Source organism: Bartonella sp. AA9NXGY (assembly GCF_042196845.1).
Classification (GTDB): Bacteria; Pseudomonadota; Alphaproteobacteria; order Rhizobiales; family Rhizobiaceae; genus Bartonella.
In genome coordinates this window covers 261,925-280,899 of sequence record NZ_JBHIRB010000001.1, presented here as the reverse complement: position 1 = coordinate 280,899, position 18,975 = coordinate 261,925, and the positions used below count along the sequence as shown (strand labels likewise).

Sequence of the window (18,975 nt, the reverse complement as noted above, 5' to 3'; positions counted from 1 at the left end):
TCTTCCCATGATCAACGTGACCAATCGTACCAATATTAACATGCGGTTTTGTTCGTTCAAACTTGCTCTTCGCCATTGCTATTAATCTCTTGTTTTATTCCCTATTTTTATTAGCACCTAGGGACAGTTCTGCAAAATTTAAGTCTGACCAGACTGTAAACAGCCCAATCACCACAACTCTTAGACGGAAAACCCCACCAAATTTATAAATGGAATATCCTCCATCATACCTATTTGCCCAATCATTAACAACCATTTGGAGCGGGTAGCGGGAATCGAACCCGCATATTCAGCTTGGAAGGCTGCTGCTCTACCATTGAGCTATACCCGCATGACCCACGTACTAACTCTCCTTCGATGAATGGTGGAGGGGGTTGGATTCGAACCAACGTAGCATACGCAACGGATTTACAGTCCGCCCCCTTTAACCACTCGGGCACCCCTCCATTACACCGATAAAGTCGCGCAATGAGACATCACGACAACCACCTTGAATACCCATTCAATTCAATCTGATTGCGAAGTGGTTATGACGATTACTATTGTATCTGTCAACAGAATAAATACAATTCTGTACAAATTTCCTGCTCATAATTTTAAATCATAGATTTTTTCTCTCTATTTTTCTTATTAATACGTTATAAAGAAGCTATGAAAGAAAAAACATCACAAAATTCTCATTATGCTCGTTTGCGTCGCCGATATCGCGATATAAAAGGCTCTCCTTCTCGATTTTTTACACACCCAAAGAAGAAAGCTGCTTCTTTACAGCAAGAGATCATCCATCTTTATGGCATTCATTCTGTTCAGGCTGCTTTAGAAAACCCAAAAAGAATTTTAAAATGTCTTTACGTTACACAAAATGCCTTAAAACGATTAAATATATCCGAATCAGATTATCCTTGCTCTGTTACATTATGCACCCCCAAATATCTTGATTCGCTTGTTGGAAGTGAGGCTGTTCATCAAGGTATTGTTTTGGAAACTCTCCCCCTCAAACCATGCAAACTGTCGGAACTAACCAATACTGATCTGGTCATTGTCATGGATCAAATTACCGATCCACATAATGTTGGCGCTATTATGCGCTCTGCAGTTGCATTGAAAGCTAAAGCACTTATTACAACTTGCCGTCACTCTCCCCACGAAAGCGGTGTTCTTGCGAAAGCGGCATCTGGAGCTCTGGAAATGATTCATTATATTACCGTACGAAACCTTGCTGAAGCTCTTCAAGAACTTCATCAAACAGGTTTTACAAGCTTTGGTCTCGATTCAGAAGGTGACCAACCTCTAGAAACAGCATTAACAGGGAATAAAATTGCTCTTGTTTTAGGAGCAGAAGGTAAAGGTTTACGTAAAAAAACACGCGAAACCGTTTGCGCTTTAACACGCCTTGACATGCCTGGAAATATTAAATCATTAAATGTTTCAAATGCAGCAACAATAGCTCTTTATGTGGCACATCAATATCTTAGATTCTAGTTTTTAATTTTTTGTGAAACATCAAAAAAACCAACCAACAAAAAACCCGCAAAAAACCCGCCAATATGAGCTTCCCATGCTATTGAGATGCCATTTTCTTCAAACAAAATAGAAGAAATACCTATGATCAAATCAGTCGTCAGCCATACACTCATATAAACAAGAACCCCCTTAGAACACAGAGCTTTTTTGACAGATAATAAAGGTCCTAAAAGTTTTTCGTTCTGCGCATTGACAGCTAGATTACCACTAGGAAAACCGTAACGTGCAATAGCACCCATCATTCCAGATACGGAACCTGACGCCCCAATAAGTGATATGGTACTTTCTTGATGAAATGTAAAATAAGTCAAAACAGAAATAACTGCCGTTAACACCCAAAAAATTAAAAAACGTAAAACACCAAAATGCCTTGCTAAAGGAGAGCCGAAAACCAAAAGCCAAACCATATTAAGAGCAACATGTTTAAAACTACTATGCATAAATGAATAACTCACCATGGTATAACAAAATGCTACAGGATCCCTCTTAAACAATGCTGGTATAAATGAAAAAAGCTCAAGACTTTCAACATAAACATGATGAGAAAAAAAATACTGAGAAATGCAATAAAGACAAAAACAAAATGCTATCAAAACAACTATAATAAATGGAACATTCAATAAGGGTTCTTTAGGTTGTTTTGGCAATCGGGAAACATCATTATGTTGGTGACTAGAAACTTTCATTGTATAAAATCTCGTATTTTTTAGAAAATGGGTTATACTTTATACAAAATAAATATACCATTCCCAGTGATGCAGAATCTTCTCAACGCCTCTTCGAAACCCCTTTTTAAATTTTCAATAGCTCTATATGAAAACACGTGTATTTTATACAAAAGATTTTAAAAAGCATGGATATCAAGAATATGATTTACAAACTTAGTGGTATCCTACTTACTTAAATGTGAAGTTACCATGCAATATACAAGAACTTACGAATAGACAAACTCACTTATGAGGTGGTGTATAATAAAAATATATAAACATTATTTTCTTACTAGAAATATATTGATTATTGCATTTTTTAACCAAGCTATACTTCGATTGATAAACTTTAAAGAATCTTAAATCTCAATTTTTCCATTAATATGGCCTGCATTGCTTCTACGCTTTGAACGAAAAACGACATCTCTATGAGAAAAATACCAATACAGCGTTCTCTAGATATAATAATTAGTGTTTCATGATAAATTACTTACTTGATAATCTGTTTCCCACATACATGCAAAAGCGTCAGTTCATCTCTTTAACAAATATAAACAAGCCTTTCATTTCAACCTTTAACAGATATAATTCAAGAACTGTCTCTTATGAAACACTTAAAAAATATGTTGATTCTAATCATGCATCTTTGAATTTAAACAGTTCATGACGGAATTTTTTATTCCTTTTTTAGACAGTGTTATTGACACATCCGCCACTTGTAACGCGCAAGAGAATAGTTTGGATTATTCAATATAAAAAAAATTAAATGAGGTAATCATAGGAATTTGCTATTAAGTTGTAAAATGATAAAGGACCATTATAAATCAATGTATTATAAATAGATAACACACTAATTATTGAAGAGGAAGATCTTGAGCATTCTGCTTGCAATCCTTTAACCACACATCATAAATAGGATGCTCAACAGCGTTCAAACCAGGACTATCTGCAAACATCCATCCTGTAAAAATACGCCGTATTTTTTTATCTAATGTTACTTCATTGACTTCAACAAAACCAGTTGTACGCGTGGGTTCATCTTTAGAGCTCGTATAACACGCACGTGGTGTTACCTGTAATGCGCCGTACTGATAAATTTTACCAAGAGTAACTTCAAAACGTGTGGTCCGTCCCGTGATTTTGTCAAGACCTGCAAAAACAGCAATTCCATTGCTAATACGCTCAGCCCGCACCCCATTATTTAAGGATAAAAACACTAAAATTTCCATAAAAAAAATATAAAAAAAATGCCTCGCCCCTAACAATAAAAAAAATCTCATCATATCAAAATCAATCGCACCTTAAAAAATAATTCTTTTCATAACATAGAGTCAAATAAGACAAAAATACACACGCACATTAAAACATGTTATTTTTTAGGTGACCACGCATCATAATCTTCATGCACACAAGAACGCTCTCCATTGGAGGTGATAGCCCCCTTTGGTCGATAGTTCTCATTTGTTCCTGTCATATTGGCAACATGTGGCTTTTCCCATTCATAAGGATGATAATCCTCTTGTGTTGGTGGACACTCACAGCGATGATGAATCCAGCCATGCCAACCTGGTGGAATAGTAGAGGCCTCAGAATAGTCTTTATAGATAACCCAACGGTGCGGATAACCATCCTTATGAAGTCCTCCTTCATAATATATATTTCCAAATTGATCTTCCCCTATCTGCTTACCTTTGCGCCATGTGAAAAAACGCGTACCAATGGTATTGCCATTCCACCATGTGAAGATTTGCTTAAAAAAACGAGCCATCTGCTATTCCATTCATTTAGTGCGTTCATGAAATTAATCGTTGGAATAAAATTATTAACGATTGAAATTATCGAAAAAGTTACTAGTAAATTCAACTACAATTCCAATTGATAGGTTAACGTGCTATCCTTTAATTTCAAGAAGATATCATATGTATGGCTTCTTCTCCACCCCATAAAATTTAATCTATGCCAAGTTTCATCTTAACCAATTCATTAACAGCTTGGGGATTTGCCTTACCACCTGTTACTTTCATTACCTGTCCAACAAACCAACCAGCTAAAGCAGGTTTGTGCTTTGCTTGCGCAACTTTATCAGAATTATTGGCAACGATCTCATCAACAGCTCTTTCAATAGCCTTTGTATCCGTTACCTGCTTCATATTTCGTTCTTCTACAATTTGGCGTGCATCTCCCCCCTCATTCCAAATAATCTCAAAAAGATCTTTGGCAATTTTTCCAGAAATAACTCCTTCTTTTATAAGATCAATAATGCTTCCCAATTGATTTGGCGATACTGGTGACTCTTCAATCTCACGATTATCTTTATTTAAAGCCCCTAAAAGGTCGTTAATCACCCAATTGGCAACTATTTTTCCATCACGCCCACGCGCTACCTCTTCAAAATAATCAGCAATAGCCTTTTCTGTCACAAGAATGGAAGCATCATACACTGTCAATCCCATTTCCTTAACAAAACGTGCTTTTATAGCGTCAGGCAACTCTGGTAAGTCTGCTGCCAAAGCATCCACAAATGCTTGATCAAATTCTAACGGTAAAAGATCAGGATCAGGAAAATAACGATAGTCATGCGCTTCTTCCTTTGAGCGCATAGAGCGCGTTTCACCTTTAGCGGCATCAAAAAGCCGAGTCTCTTGATCTATGACGCCTCCATCTTCTAAAATTGCGATCTGACGACGCGCTTCATATTCAATTGCTTGACCAATAAAGCGAATAGAATTCACATTTTTAATTTCACAGCGCGTTCCAAAATTTTCACCAGGACGACGAACAGATACATTGACATCTGCACGCATAGAACCTTCATCCATATTGCCATCGCAAGTGCCCAAATAACGAACAATCGTACGCAATTTTGTCATATAGGCTTTGGCTTCATCTGATGAGCGCATATCAGGCTTGGAAACAATTTCCATAAGAGCAACACCAGAACGATTAAGATCTACAAAAGACATTGTTGGATGTTGATCGTGCATCGATTTTCCAGCATCTTGTTCAAGATGCAACCTCTCAATTCCCACTTCAATATCCTCAAATTGGCCATTCGAATCTGGACCAACAGATATAATAATCTTTCCCTCTCCCACAATCGGATAGCGAAATTGAGAAATCTGATACCCCTGCGGTAAATCTGGATAAAAATAGTTTTTGCGATCAAAAACAGATCTTAAATTAATATGCGCCTTTAATCCTAACCCCGTTCGAACCGCTTGACGAACACATTCTTGATTAAGAACAGGTAACATACCTGGCATGGCTGCATCAATAAGTGATACATGACTGTTCGGCTCTGCACCAAATTTTGTTGATGCTCCTGAAAAAAGTTTTGAATTTGATATGATTTGCGCATGAACTTCCATGCCAATGATGACTTCCCAATCACCTGTAACTCCAGAAATAAAACGCTTAGAATCAGGAGTACGCGTATCAATGATGCTCATTGCCAATCCACTACCAATATTTTAAAATTTACTCATGGCTTATCTAAAACCATTCTCTCAGTGTAACCCCAGGACATAAATCTTACAACACAAGCCCGTTTCTATCGGGCTTGTTCTGTTTGCATAAATATTAAGCTTTTTTAGGAGCCTTTTTCTTAGCTGGTTTTTTCTCTGTAGACGTTTCTTTCACTGCAGACTTTTTCTTTGCCGGCTTTTCTTCAGGGATATCTGATTCGTCATATTCTTTCATCAACTCTTCAACCGTCACTTCTTTATCTGTGACTTTTATCTGTGCTAATAAATGATCAATGACCTTTTCTTCAAAAATCGGAGCACGTAGATTTTCAACAGCTTCCGGAGTCTTACGGAAAAAATCCATAATCTCTTTCTCTTGTCCAGGATACTGGCGAACCTGATCAAAAACTGCTGCTTTTAGCTCATCCTCACTAACTTTAACACCAACCTTCATTCCAATTTCAGAAAGCACCAAACCAAGACGAACACGACGCTGCGCAAGGACACGATATTCCTCCCGTGCCTTTTCTTCTGTAATACCTTCATCTTCAAAACTGCGCCCAGCCTTTTTCAAATCATCATTAACCTGAGCCCATATACTGTTAAACTCAACCTCTAAAAGTTCTTCAGGAATCTCAAAATTATAATCAGCATCTAAAGCATCAAGAATTTGACGCTTAACTTTTTGACGTGTCACTGAACCATATTGGCTTTCAATCTGCCCACGAACGACCTCACGTAAGCGATCTAGAGACTCTAAACCAACTTTTTGCGCTGCTTCATCATCAATTTTTAATTCATCTGGTTTAAAGACAGCTTTGACAGTAATGTCAAACTCTGCTTCCCGTCCCGCCAAATGTGCCGCACTGTAATTATCAGGAAATTTAACAAAAATCGTTTTTACATCCCCAGCTTTCACACCAACCAATTGCTCTTCAAAACCAGGAATAAATTGTTTTGCCCCAAGAATCAGTTGTGCATCACTATCTGCCCCACCTTCAAATGGAACGCCTTCAAGCTTACCTTGATAATCTATAGTAATGCGATCACCTTCTTCAGAATTCCCCTCTTTTAGAGAATAATTACGTGTAGAAGAAAGGACGCGATTGACTTGATCATCAATATCCTGTTCAGGAATAATTGCAATTTCACGGATAACCTTAATATGTTCAAAATCTTTAATGTCAATTTTTGGTAAAACTTCATACTTTAAACTAAAAGTAAAATCAGCTTTGCCATCTAGAATTTTTTCATCTTCATCTATATCAATTTTTGGCTGCATCGCTGCACGTTCATTGCGGTCCGCTAAAATAGAACGGGGTGCATCACTGAGTATCTCATTGAGAATCTCCGCCATAAAGGATTTACCATACATTTTTCGCAAATGCCCACTAGGCACTTTACCGGGACGAAAACCATTAAGCTTGATTTTTCCCTTGGTATCATCCAATCGTTCATTCAACTTTTCTTCTAAATCTTTCGCTGGAACCACGATCTTAATTTCGCGCTTCAGTCCTTCATTAAGCGTCTCGGTAACCTGCATTAAACACCTTCATTTTTCTAAGGAGAGGGATCAACCCACTCTAATAATCATTACATTCTAACACTTCGAGTGTTACATTTACCATGAAGCGGAATTTCAGACACGTAGAAATCCGTAGCACTTAAGGGATTGCTTTGGTGCGGATGGAGGGACTCGAACCCCCACGGTCTCCCGCCAGAACCTAAATCTGGTGCGTCTACCAATTTCGCCACATCCGCTCAAACTTACAAGCTAATAACCTTATACAAGCGGCGTTTCTATACCATTAATTACAGAAAAAAAGCAAACAAATATATTAAAAAAAACAAAATCTATGCTTTTCATACATAACTGCTTACGCTAAAAGTCAATTATGTTAAAGACATTTGATATCCCAATTCATATCATCGGTGGCGGTCTTGCGGGGTGTGAAGCAAGCTGGCAAATCGCTCAGTCAGGAATTTCTGTTGTTTTGCATGAAATGCGACCCGAAAAAAAATCAGATGCCCATAAAACCGATAAATTGGCAGAACTGGTTTGTTCAAATTCGTTTCGTTGCGATGATTCATTAACAAATGCCGTAGGACTTTTACATGCTGAAATGCGATTAGCAAAATCGTTAATTATGAAAGCTGCTGATGCCAACAAAGTTCCCGCAGGTAGTGCTCTTGCTGTTGACCGTGATGGATTTTCAAAAACCGTTACGACAGCACTTGAAAACCACCCTCTTATAACAATCAAACGTGAAGAAATTCAAGAAATTCCTAAAGCTTGGAAACATGTTGTCATTGCAACAGGCCCCCTTACATCGCCTGCACTTGCTCAAAAATTACAAGCAATAACCGGTATAAAAGCTCTTTCTTTTTTTGATGCAATTGCACCTATTATCCATACCGACAGTATTGATATCAACATTTGTTGGTATCAGTCTCGCTATGATAAAATTGGTCCTGAGGGAACAGGAAAAGATTATCTTAATTGTCCCCTCAACAAAGAACAATATGAAACATTCGTTGAAGCGTTAAAAAATGCTGAAAAAACAGAGTTTCGTGACTTTGAAAAAACGCCCTATTTTGATGGATGCCTCCCCATTGAAATTATGGCTGAGCGCGGAATTGAAACGTTAAGACATGGTCCTATGAAACCTATGGGCTTAACTAATGCCCATAACCCTACAGTTAAACCCTATGCTGTCGTTCAATTACGCCAAGATAATAAACTTGGAACGCTTTATAATATGGTCGGCTTTCAGACAAAATTGAAATATGGTGAACAAATTCGCATTTTTAGAATGATTCCCGGTCTTGAAAAAGCAGAGTTTGCGCGTCTTGGTGGTCTTCACCGCAATACCTACCTCAACTCGCCAATTATTCTTGATCAAACCCTTCGTTTAAAACAAAAAAAACAACTACGCTTTGCAGGGCAAATTACCGGATGTGAAGGTTATGTAGAATCAGCGGCAATAGGGCTTCTTGCTGGACGTTTTGCTGCTGCCGAATATCATCATATTTCCCCTGACCTACCCCCACAAACTACAGCATTCGGAGCCCTTTTGAATCATATTACAGGGGGACACATCATAGATGAAAAAGCAGAAACACAATCTTTTCAGCCAATGAATATCAATTTCGGACTCTTTCCGCCTATTGCTTCTATTAAACATTCAGGAAAACGCTTACCAAGTAAAGAAAAAAAATTAGTAAAAAAACAAGCCATAACAGCGAGAGCTCTCAATGATTGTACTCAGTGGTTAGCAAATAAAGAATCAAAGAGCTCCTGTTTATAAAAAACACACGATTCGCCTCTCTCCTACTGAATAGATCTTTATAACTCTCGTGAAAAAATCATTCTAAAGCCTTTTAAAGACTGTCTCCCCCAATCAATAAATACTACCCTACGTTTCATCATTTATTCAATTATGTAGATGCTGTAAAATAACTTTTGGCTATAAAAAAACTTTACCGCTATCAATAATTTAATATGATTTAATGACTAAAAACAAAATAATTATATAAACATATTATGAATAATCAAAATAAATAAATGGAGATACACAAGTAATACTGTACTATCTTTATTAATAGTTTTTATATTACGTAATGTATATTATTTTATAAGAGTAATTTTTCTGTTTTTTAACTTCCTCCCTCAAAATTTGTGATGTTCTCTCATTTTAACTCTTGTATGATGAAGGAAAAATACTCGCTTGCATATCACAAGTGAAATAAAGATATGGAAAAAATATTTGTAGGATAGAGCTGGAGCTATCTCTCCCCTCTCAAATGCCAAGAAAAATCCCAATATTAAAAACCAAATCTGAATATCAAAAGATTTTTTTATTTCAGGATCTTATAATAAATCAATAAAATTATCCTCTTGGTGCGTCACAAGAAAGGTTGGCGTATAAGAGTAAAAGAATAAAACTATCCCTTATGCACTCGTCTCAGATATCTGGGGCTAGTCGCAACATTATAGGAACTGAGAAAATAGATAGCAAGGTGGCACCAACATGCACTTTTATTAAGCGTAAATGGTGATATATAATAACTTTTATGGACTTTACAGAGTTTTCCGCTTCATATTATTTACGGATCTTGTTTTGAAATAAATACCGTAACACTTCAGCGTAATAAAAGTTAATATTACATTTTATAAGCCATACCCGCGCTCAATTAATACAGTACAATATTTCATTGAAAAGACTAAAAACAATATATTTCAGCAATACATGAAAATAAAAAATATCGCAAGGATCTCAAAGTTTTATGTGAAAAACAAGCATAACACATGTGTTAAAAAAACCCGTTTATAAATAAATCGGGTTTTTTTAATGTAGCTTAAATTATTTTTTATTAACTGCTTCTTTAAGGCTTTTTCCTGCAGAAAATTTGGGTACAGAACGTGCTGGAATATCGATTTCAGCACCAGTTGAAGGATTACGCCCCTTTGTTGCAGCACGATGAGAAACTTCAAAAGTGCCAAAACCTGGAAGACGAACATCTCCCCCTGAAGCCAAAGCTTCTGTTACAGAAGCCATAAAAGCATCAACAACAGCACCAGCTTGCGCTTTCGAAACACCTGCCTTTTCAGCAACGGAGCTAACGAATTCACTTTTATTCATAAAATATTTCCTTTCCCTATATTACCTGAACATGACTTAATCATGTTATTGGTCAGTTTATTGAAAAGTACAGCAAACAGAAGTCTTATTTTTATCCAAAACATTGTTTTTTTAGCAATAATCACAGTTATTCACGGAATTTTTCACTTTTTCCAACAAAAAACAGAATAATAACCTCAACAACATCTTCTACCACCTAAAAAATGCCGTTATAAATGAGATAAGTGAATCAGTGCGCAATCTGTATTCCTTCACTATCACTGCTCTCTGACCGGATTGGCACAGCCCCTGTAGAGGGTTCTTTCCATTCAATAGTGTCTGGAAAACGAACCAAAGCGTGTTTCAAAACTTCACTCACATGATTTACCGGAATAATTTCCATATTATTTTTGACATCATCAGGAATATCAACCAAATCTTTTGCATTTTCTTCAGGAATAAGTACTTTTTTTATCCCTCCTCGAAGAGCTGCTAAGAGTTTTTCTTTTAATCCACCAATGGGTAAAACGCGTCCACGTAAAGTAATTTCACCAGTCATTGCAATATCTTTATGCACAGCTACTCCTGTAAGGACCGAAACAATTGCTGTCACCATTGCAATCCCAGCCGATGGGCCATCTTTTGGTGTCGCACCCTCTGGAACATGAACATGGATATCGCGTTTTTCAAAAAGTGGAGGTTCAATACCAAAATCAACAGCACGAGAACGTACATAAGATGCTGCCGCTGAAATGGACTCTTTCATAATATCACGTAAATTTCCAGTTACAGTCATCTTCCCTTTGCCGGGCATCATAACTCCTTCAATAGTCAATAACTCTCCACCGACTTCTGTCCACGCAAGACCTGTTACAACACCAACTTGATTTTCTCCTTCAATCTGATTGTAATGATAACGTTTAATACCCAAGAAATCATGAATATTACTTTCTGTAACTTTTACAGATTTTTGATGTGTTTTGAGAATTTTTGTAACGGATTTGCGGGAAATTTTCATGAGTTCACGTTCAAGGTTACGAACGCCTGCCTCACGTGTATAAAACTGAATAATTGACCTTAGTGCGCCATCAGAAATACTGAGTTCTTTTTTAGATAAACAGTGATCTTTTAGTGCCTTTGGTAAAAGATGCTGTTTAACAATTTCCATTTTCTCACATTCAGTATAACCAGCGATACGAATAATTTCCATACGATCCATTAACGGACCTGGAATATTAAGCGTATTGGCAGTTGTGATAAACATGACATCAGAAAGATCATATTCAACTTCCAAATAGTGATCAATGAATGTACCATTTTGTTCAGGATCAAGAACTTCTAATAAAGCGGATGAAGGATCACCACGAAAATCTTGGCCCATTTTATCAATTTCATCAAGCAAGAAAAGCGGATTAGATTTTTTTGCTTTTTTCATAGACTGGATAATTTTTCCAGGCATCGATCCAATATATGTTCGGCGATGTCCACGAATTTCTGCTTCATCTCGGACACCTCCCAATGAGATACGAACATACTCACGTCCCGTTGCCTTTGCAATAGAGCGCGCTAATGATGTTTTCCCTACACCTGGAGGACCTAATAAACAAATAATGGGACCTTTTATCTTTGACGCGCGACTTTGTACGGCCAAATATTCAATAATTCGCTCCTTAACTTTTTCAAGACCAAAATGTTCATTATTCATGACCTTTTCAGCAAAATCTAAATTGTTTTTAATCTTAGATTTTTTACCCCAAGGCATTGCTAATAACCAATCAAGATAGTTACGTACAACTGTCGCTTCTGCAGACATAGGAGACATATTCCGTAATTTTCTCAATTCTGCTCCAGCTTTTTCCTGTGCTTCCTTGGATAGTTTTGTATTCTTGATACGTTCTTCTAATTCAGAGAGTTCATCTCGGCTATCATCACCTGCTCCTAACTCTTTTTGAATAGCCTTCATCTGCTCATTGAGATAATATTCTCGTTGGTTTTTTTCCATTTGCCGTTTAACATGCGAACGAATACGTTTTTCAACCTGCAAAACAGAAATTTCTCCTTCCATGAAGGACAAAACACGTTCAAGACGGGCCCGCACAGGTAAGAGCTCTAATATTTCCTGTTTTTCTGCCAGTTTAATCATCAAATGAGAAGCAATCGTATCGGCAAGCTTAGAAGGATTATCAAGCTGGCCAATCGCATTCACAACTTCAGGAGAGATTTTTTTATTAAGCTTTACATAGTTTTCAAAATAAGTAATCACTGACCTTGAAAGAGCTTCAATCTCAACATCACTCTCTCTAGGTTCTTCTGTAACAGTTGCAAAAGCCTGATGATAACCTTCACTTAAAGAAAATTGACTAATTTTTGCACGTGCAGTTCCTTCAACCAAAACCTTTACAGTACCATCAGGAAGCTTTAAAAGTTGAAGAATATTAGCAAATGTACCAATATGATAAACATCCTCTGATTTTGGATCGTCATCAGAAGCATTTTTTTGTGTCACCAATAGTATTTGCTTATCAACCGCCATCGTTTCTTCAAGAGCACGAATTGATTTTTCGCGGCCCACAAAAAGTGGAACAATCATATGGGGGAAGACAACAATATCACGAAGAGGTAAAACAGCATAAACCCCATCTCTTACTTCATCTGTCTTTTCATCAATATATTGCATAACTCTCCTTTCTGGAGCCTATGAGCTATCTACAACAATTAGCCCACCTTTAGAAAATCTCAGCTCTTCACTGTACATGAAGTGGTAATTACTCATACATAAATCAAGCATTATAATGATATTATTAGAAACACCTATCAAATACCGTTCACTACCACCTTTTATATTGTGCATCGCACAATGTCATGCTGATACATTTTCTTTATCTTCTGCACGTTCTGAGTAAATATAAAGAGGACGCGCTTTACCATCAACGACATCACTCGAAATAACCACTTTTTGAACGCCTTCAAGAGCCGGTAGCTCAAACATCGTCTCAAGAAGGATCTTCTCCATAATAGAACGTAAACCACGAGCACCAGTTTTACGTTCAATTGCTTTCTTTGCAATAACACGTAAAGCATCTTCATGAAATGCTAACTCAACATTCTCCATTTCAAAAAGACGCTGATATTGCTTTACTAACGCATTTTTAGGTTGGGATAAAATTTGCATGAGGGCGTTAACATCTAAATCCTCTAAGGTAGCGACTATAGGAAGCCGCCCAATAAATTCTGGTATTAAACCAAATTTAATAAGATCTTCAGGCTCTAAATCACGAAAAATTTCACCGACACAACGCTCATCCGGAGCCTTAACAGTCGCAGAAAAACCAATAGAAGTTTTTTCACCACGCCCTGAAATAATCCGTTCTAAACCTGCAAAAGCTCCCCCACAAATGAATAAGATGTTTGTGGTGTCAACCTGAAGAAACTCTTGTTGCGGATGCTTACGTCCACCTTGAGGAGGAACAGAAGCAATCGTTCCTTCCATAATTTTTAATAATGCTTGCTGAACTCCTTCCCCCGAAACATCTCTTGTAATAGAAGGATTGTCTGCTTTACGAGAAATCTTATCAACCTCATCAATATAAACAATACCACGCTGCGCACGTTCAACATTATAATCTGCTGCTTGAAGAAGCTTCAAAATAATATTTTCAACATCTTCTCCCACATAACCCGCTTCAGTCAAAGTGGTCGCATCCGCCATCGTAAAAGGCACATCAATAATACGTGCTAATGTTTGTGCAAGATAAGTTTTACCACAACCCGTTGGACCAACAAGAAGAATATTTGATTTAGCCAACTCAATATCATTGCTTTTAGACTGATGCGCCAACCGTTTATAATGATTATGAACAGCAACAGAAAGAACACGCTTTGCATGCTGCTGACCAATAACATAGTCATCAAGAACTGTTATAATTTCCTGTGGCGTAGGAACACCATCACGCACCTTAACCCCAGAAGACTTATTTTCTTCCCGAATAATATCCATGCAAAGCTCTACACATTCATCACAGATAAATACAGTAGGCCCCGCAATGAGCTTACGCACCTCATGCTGACTCTTGCCGCAGAACGAGCAATAGAGAGTATTTTTTGATTCGTTCCCGCTATTGCTAATTTTGCTCATTTTTCTTTCCTTTCACCACAATATATGAACACTTTGCCTTTTCAAAGGAAGCCTTTCATCATGAAAACTAAAAGACATATAGAAAACCATGCATGTCTCAATACTTTTAGGTGTTTCTCTTATTTTGCGATATTTTTTATAAAACTCTTGATTTAAAGTAGCTGTTTTTTCTATAAAAATTCTTAATCTTTTTCTTCTTTTTCAGTTTCTGCACGGTATTGTATAACATCATCAACTAAGCCAAACGCTTTGGCTTCTTCTGCTGTCATAAAATGATCGCGATCGAGAGTTCTCTCTATAACCTCATAATCTTGACTCGTATGTTGAACATAAATTTCATTTAAACGCCGTTTCATCTTTATAATATCTTGCGCATGTCGCTCAATATCTGAAGCTTGACCTTGAAAACCACCAGATGGTTGATGCACCATAATACGTGCGTTTGGCAATGTAAAACGATGACCTTTTGCTCCAGCCGTTAATAATAAAGACCCCATAGATGCCGCTTGCCCCATGCAAAGCGTAGAAACAGGAGGGCGAATAAACTGCATAGTATCATAAATAGCCATACCAGATGTTACGACACCACCTGGAGAATTAATATAAAGACTAATTTCTTTTTTAGGATTTTCCGCTTCCAAAAAAAGCAATTGTGCACAAACAAGCATTGCCATACCATCTTCAACAGGTCCATTAATAAAAATAATCCGTTCCTTTAAAAGACGGGAAAAAATATCATAGGCCCGTTCACCACGATTTGTTTGTTCAATAACCATAGGAACAAGGCTTAATGCTGTTTTCATTGGATCACTCATATTTTTACTTTCCGTTCATATAACAACCGCTCTTTACACATTCAATGTTTTTGTCCATATGTTAACATTACTCTCTTGTGCAAGCTACAATCAAGAGATTGTATAAGATAGATTAAAATCTCAATAGTTAAAATAGCAATAATAACTCTACCTAAACAAATGATGAACATCCGGAATGCGAGATACCGCCCAATGGTAAAAACTTCCTTCCTGAGGTCTTTTCGTAGTCTTTGTCTTTCTGTGAATATGAAAACCTATCAAGCGTGAATCTGTAAGCGGCTTTACGCCAAAAGCTGGTTCAAAAATACGTTCAGTTTTTCGCCCAGTCCAATAATAAAAAGTTTCCTTTTCCTTTGCTTCATGAAAAAAACCATATCGTTTTGCTAATCGTGAAATACCATCATTGCCAAATATTGTAACGCCAAGATTTCCCGGTAAAATCGGCATGTTTTTCCTCTTTAACCAGAACGGTCTCCAAACACGACGCTTAAACCCAAGCCAATGAGGAATAATTTCTGCACCTGCCCAATAATCCTCAAATATTTTTATAATAGGGTTATTGGGCGGAAAATAAAGTGCAGAAACGCCTACTCTTGTATTATTTTCTCTTGCCAACCAAACCTTATCCGCATCTGGATGAAATTGTTTAACAAGGTAAACATCTGTATCTAACCAAACACCTTGTTGATATTTCATCAGCATAACACGAAAAAAATCCGAGAACTGAACAATTGTACACCCTAGTTTATCATCAGAAAAATCGGGATCAAGGCGATAAATTGCTGAGCGTGGTAAAATTGATTCGGCTTCATACAGCTCAACACCAGCAGGGAGATTATCTATTTTTTTATCATAACTAAAAAGCTTAACGCGCTGTCCAGTTTTAACCATTGAAGACAAACAAAGCCTATCTACCAATCTTAATTGTCCACTATACCAAAAAGTACAAATATCCATAGATAATACATCAAAAATATTCTAAACTTACGCGAAAGAGTTGTTCAACATCACGAACCCTATCAGCAAGAGCAAAAATCACTATTCTATCACCAGACAAAATACGCGTATCTGCCGAAAGCTGTATTATTGTCTTATTGCGATAAATTGCACCAATTCTCAAACCATCTGATAAATTGAGCTCTGATAATGACTTACCAACCAATGAAGATGTTTGCATCACTTCAGCTTCAATAATTTCTGCTCGGCCATTAAAAACTGAATGAACAGAACGAATACGCCCACGGCGCATTTGTTGCAAAATTCTCGATATTGTAACACTATGGGGATTAAGATATGCATCCACACCAACAGCACGACTAAATTCTTGATAGGCAACATTATTAATCAATACCATATTGGCTTTGCAGCCCAATCTTTTAGCAATAATAGCGCTTAAGAGATTAACCTGATCTTGATTGGTCAATGTAATCATTAAATCGGACTGATCAATTCCCGCATCTTGAAGAATCACTGGATCTAACACGTTACCGTATAAAACTGTTGTTTTTTCAAGCTGATCAGCAATTGTGAGGGCTCTTTCTCTATGCGCTTCTATAATCTTCAATTTTAATTTATGAAAACGCTTTTCAATAGCCTGTGCAACATAAAGGCCAATGTGACCACCCCCTGCAATAATCATGCGGTGGGCATCTTGTTCTTTATGACCAAAAAGCCCAACAGCACGACGCATCTGTTCACGAGAAACAACAAGATAGGTTATATCACCAACGCGTAGTTGCGTTTCTGAATGTGCAACCAATAATTCCGCGCCACGTTTAATAGCAGTAACCGTCGTATGAAGATCTGGAAAAAGCTCTGTTAATTGACGCAAAGGTGTATTAATAACGGGACAATCTTCCATGCATTCCAAAGCTAGTGCCACAATATCATCATTACAAAAATAAAGAACATCTATTGCACCAGGTAAAGCAATACGGCGCAAAACCATTTCCCCAACTTCAACTTCTGGCGAAATAACCACATCAATGGGAATATTCTCTCTGGAAAAAAGCGTCTTATAACGTGGTTCTAAATAAGATTGTGAGCGAATACGAGCAATTTTTGTGGGCACATTAAATAATGAATGTGCTACTTGGCAAGCTACCATATTAACTTCATCAAACAAAGTGACAGCAATCAACATATCAGCTTTGTCTGCATCTGCAGCCAAAAGAACTTCAGGCCGTGAACCGTGACCAACAAAACCTCTCACATCCAATGTATCGCGAATCTTTTCAATTAATCTCGTTTCAATATCAATAACAGTAACATCGTGATTTTCAGCAGCAAGACGCTCTGCTATCCCATAACCAACCTGTCCTGCTCCACAAATAATAATACGCATCGCTTTAAGAAACTCCAAGCGCTTTAAGTTTACGGTGCAAAGCTGAACGCTCCATGCCTATAAATTCAGCAGTACGTGATATATTTCCACCCAAACGCCCAATCTGCGCCACTAAATATCTCTTTTCAAATAATTCTCGAGCTTCACGTAACGGCAAATCCATTATACTTTCATCTGAATCCATTTGAAGACGTGGCAAAGAATCACTTACTTCACTGGGAAGAAAGTCCGCTGTTATAGGACCATCACCATCCCGCACAAGAATAAGAAGACGCTCAATATTATTACGTAATTGCCGCACATTACCCGGCCAAGCGTGCGTTTGCAAAATAGCAATCACATCATCACTGATTGCACGCGGTTTAATCCCAACCTGCTGTGATATTGTTTTTACAAAATGATGTACAAGTTCTGGAATATCTTCACGACGCGCTGAAAGGGGCGGAACAACAATAGGAACAACGGAAAGACGGTGAAAAAGATCCTCCCTAAAGCGCCCATCAGAAATAAGGTTTTCAAGATTTTGCGCTGTCGAAGAAATGATACGGACATCCACCTTAACACGTTTTGTGCCGCCAATTCTCTCAAATGTTTGCCCCGTTAAAACCCGAAGAATCTTCCCTTGAGTCTCACGCGGCATATCAGCAATTTCATCAAGATATAAGATACCGCCATGAGCTTCCTCTAAGGCACCAATTTTACGCTCTCTTCCCTCCATTTCGCTGCCAAACAGCTCTATTTCCATTCTTTCCGGAGTAATCGTTGCAGCATTTATTGTAACAAATGGCCCATTCGAACGCGTTGAGAGCGCATGAATAGCTCGTGCAACAGTCTCTTTTCCTGCCCCTGAAGGACCTGTTATCATGATGCGACTATTGGTTGGTGCTACTTTTTCTATGATTTGACGCAAATTTTTTATAACTGTCGATTTTCCGAGCAACTCTAATGTCTCGTTCGAACGCTTTCGCAATTCTAAAAGCTCACGTTTTAAATTTGAATTTTCAAGTGTTCTCTCTGCAACCAATACAAGTCTATCAGCTTTAAAAGGTTTTTCAATGAAATCATATGCCCCTCGCTTTATAGCGGAAACAGCCGTCTCAATATTACCATGACCAGAGATCATAACGACCGGAAGAGCCGGATATTGTGTTTTAATTTCATCAAGCAGTGCTAAACCATCGAGACGACTACCCTGTAGCCAAATATCCAAAAAAATGAGCTTTGGAATACGCTCACTAATTTGAGCCAATGCTTCATCAGAGTTACAAGCAACACGCGTTTCATAACCTTCATCATCTAAAATACCAGCAACAAGCTCACGAATATCTGCTTCATCATCAACAATCAAGATATCTGATACCATA

The 18,975-nt window shown here is 37.5% G+C and carries 14 protein-coding genes, 3 tRNA genes and 1 pseudogene; 2 read left to right on the top strand and 16 right to left on the bottom strand.

Annotated features, from left to right (window positions below; translation table 11 throughout):
• The 3 genes and pseudogenes from ACFIM6_RS01175 to ACFIM6_RS01165 all read right to left on the bottom strand — a co-directional run.
• Window positions 1-76 (bottom strand): annotated as a pseudogene (locus ACFIM6_RS01175) (elongation factor Tu); the annotation flags it as partial.
• Window positions 77-257: 181 nt separating this feature from the next.
• Window positions 258-331, bottom strand: a tRNA-Gly gene (locus ACFIM6_RS01170).
• 31 nt (window positions 332-362) lie between these two features.
• Window positions 363-446: transfer RNA gene (locus ACFIM6_RS01165), tRNA-Tyr, on the bottom strand.
• A gap of 205 nt (window positions 447-651) precedes the next feature.
• On the opposite strand from ACFIM6_RS01165, the gene ACFIM6_RS01160 reads away from it, so the two are divergent.
• The gene (locus tag ACFIM6_RS01160) at window positions 652-1,482 is read left to right on the top strand and encodes a TrmH family RNA methyltransferase (protein ID WP_375611289.1); all 831 of its coding nucleotides are present in this window, start codon (window positions 652-654) and stop codon (window positions 1,480-1,482) included.
• On the opposite strand, the gene ACFIM6_RS01155 is transcribed toward ACFIM6_RS01160, so the two are convergent.
• From ACFIM6_RS01155 to ACFIM6_RS01130, 6 genes are all read right to left on the bottom strand, one after another.
• Window positions 1,479-2,210 (bottom strand): rhomboid family intramembrane serine protease, encoded by a 732-nt coding sequence (locus ACFIM6_RS01155; RefSeq protein WP_375611288.1) that lies wholly within the window; start codon window positions 2,208-2,210, stop codon window positions 1,479-1,481. The two genes, ACFIM6_RS01160 and ACFIM6_RS01155, sit on opposite strands and share 4 nt — an antisense overlap.
• Window positions 2,211-3,085: 875 nt before the next feature.
• The gene (locus ACFIM6_RS01150) at window positions 3,086-3,511 is read right to left on the bottom strand and encodes a DUF2155 domain-containing protein (protein WP_375611302.1); all 426 of its coding nucleotides are present in this window, start codon (window positions 3,509-3,511) and stop codon (window positions 3,086-3,088) included.
• Window positions 3,512-3,600: 89 nt separating this feature from the next.
• On the bottom strand, window positions 3,601-3,999 hold the full coding sequence (locus ACFIM6_RS01145; RefSeq protein ID WP_375611287.1) for an NADH:ubiquinone oxidoreductase subunit NDUFA12: 399 nt from the start codon (window positions 3,997-3,999) through the stop codon (window positions 3,601-3,603).
• A gap of 181 nt (window positions 4,000-4,180) precedes the next feature.
• Window positions 4,181-5,680, bottom strand: a complete 1,500-nt coding sequence (gatB, locus tag ACFIM6_RS01140; protein ID WP_375611286.1) for an Asp-tRNA(Asn)/Glu-tRNA(Gln) amidotransferase subunit GatB — start codon at window positions 5,678-5,680, stop codon at window positions 4,181-4,183.
• 130 nt (window positions 5,681-5,810) lie between these two features.
• The gene (gene tig / locus ACFIM6_RS01135) at window positions 5,811-7,238 is read right to left on the bottom strand and encodes a trigger factor (protein WP_375611285.1); all 1,428 of its coding nucleotides are present in this window, start codon (window positions 7,236-7,238) and stop codon (window positions 5,811-5,813) included.
• Window positions 7,239-7,373: 135 nt separating this feature from the next.
• Window positions 7,374-7,456, bottom strand: a tRNA-Leu gene (locus ACFIM6_RS01130).
• Window positions 7,457-7,590: 134 nt separating this feature from the next.
• On the opposite strand from ACFIM6_RS01130, the gene trmFO reads away from it, so the two are divergent.
• Window positions 7,591-9,003 carry a methylenetetrahydrofolate--tRNA-(uracil(54)-C(5))-methyltransferase (FADH(2)-oxidizing) TrmFO gene (gene trmFO / locus ACFIM6_RS01125; RefSeq protein ID WP_375611284.1) on the top strand — a complete coding sequence of 471 codons (1,413 nt, stop codon included), beginning with the start codon at window positions 7,591-7,593 and terminating at the stop codon, window positions 9,001-9,003.
• A gap of 1,056 nt (window positions 9,004-10,059) precedes the next feature.
• On the opposite strand, the gene ACFIM6_RS01120 is transcribed toward trmFO, so the two are convergent.
• The 7 genes from ACFIM6_RS01120 to ACFIM6_RS01090 all read right to left on the bottom strand — a co-directional run bounded on the left by ACFIM6_RS01120 (window position 10,060) and on the right by ACFIM6_RS01090 (window position 18,974).
• The gene (locus tag ACFIM6_RS01120; RefSeq protein WP_375611283.1) at window positions 10,060-10,338 is read right to left on the bottom strand and encodes an HU family DNA-binding protein; all 279 of its coding nucleotides are present in this window, start codon (window positions 10,336-10,338) and stop codon (window positions 10,060-10,062) included.
• A gap of 229 nt (window positions 10,339-10,567) precedes the next feature.
• Window positions 10,568-12,994, bottom strand: a complete 2,427-nt coding sequence (gene lon / locus ACFIM6_RS01115; protein ID WP_375611282.1) for an endopeptidase La — start codon at window positions 12,992-12,994, stop codon at window positions 10,568-10,570.
• A gap of 183 nt (window positions 12,995-13,177) precedes the next feature.
• Complete coding sequence (gene clpX / locus ACFIM6_RS01110; RefSeq protein ID WP_273723371.1) at window positions 13,178-14,452, bottom strand: ATP-dependent Clp protease ATP-binding subunit ClpX; 1,275 nt, start codon at window positions 14,450-14,452, stop codon at window positions 13,178-13,180.
• A gap of 182 nt (window positions 14,453-14,634) precedes the next feature.
• Window positions 14,635-15,267, bottom strand: a complete 633-nt coding sequence (gene clpP, locus ACFIM6_RS01105; RefSeq protein ID WP_375611281.1) for an ATP-dependent Clp endopeptidase proteolytic subunit ClpP — start codon at window positions 15,265-15,267, stop codon at window positions 14,635-14,637.
• Window positions 15,268-15,414: 147 nt separating this feature from the next.
• Window positions 15,415-16,224, bottom strand: a complete 810-nt coding sequence (locus ACFIM6_RS01100) for a hypothetical protein (RefSeq protein ID WP_375611280.1) — start codon at window positions 16,222-16,224, stop codon at window positions 15,415-15,417.
• A 10-nt stretch (window positions 16,225-16,234) separates the two neighbouring features.
• Entirely contained in the window at window positions 16,235-17,611 is a 1,377-nt protein-coding gene (gene trkA, locus ACFIM6_RS01095) for a Trk system potassium transporter TrkA (protein ID WP_375611279.1), read from the bottom strand.
• A 4-nt stretch (window positions 17,612-17,615) separates the two neighbouring features.
• Complete coding sequence (locus ACFIM6_RS01090; RefSeq protein ID WP_375611278.1) at window positions 17,616-18,974, bottom strand: sigma-54-dependent transcriptional regulator; 1,359 nt, start codon at window positions 18,972-18,974, stop codon at window positions 17,616-17,618.
• Window position 18,975: the final 1 nt, after the last annotated feature.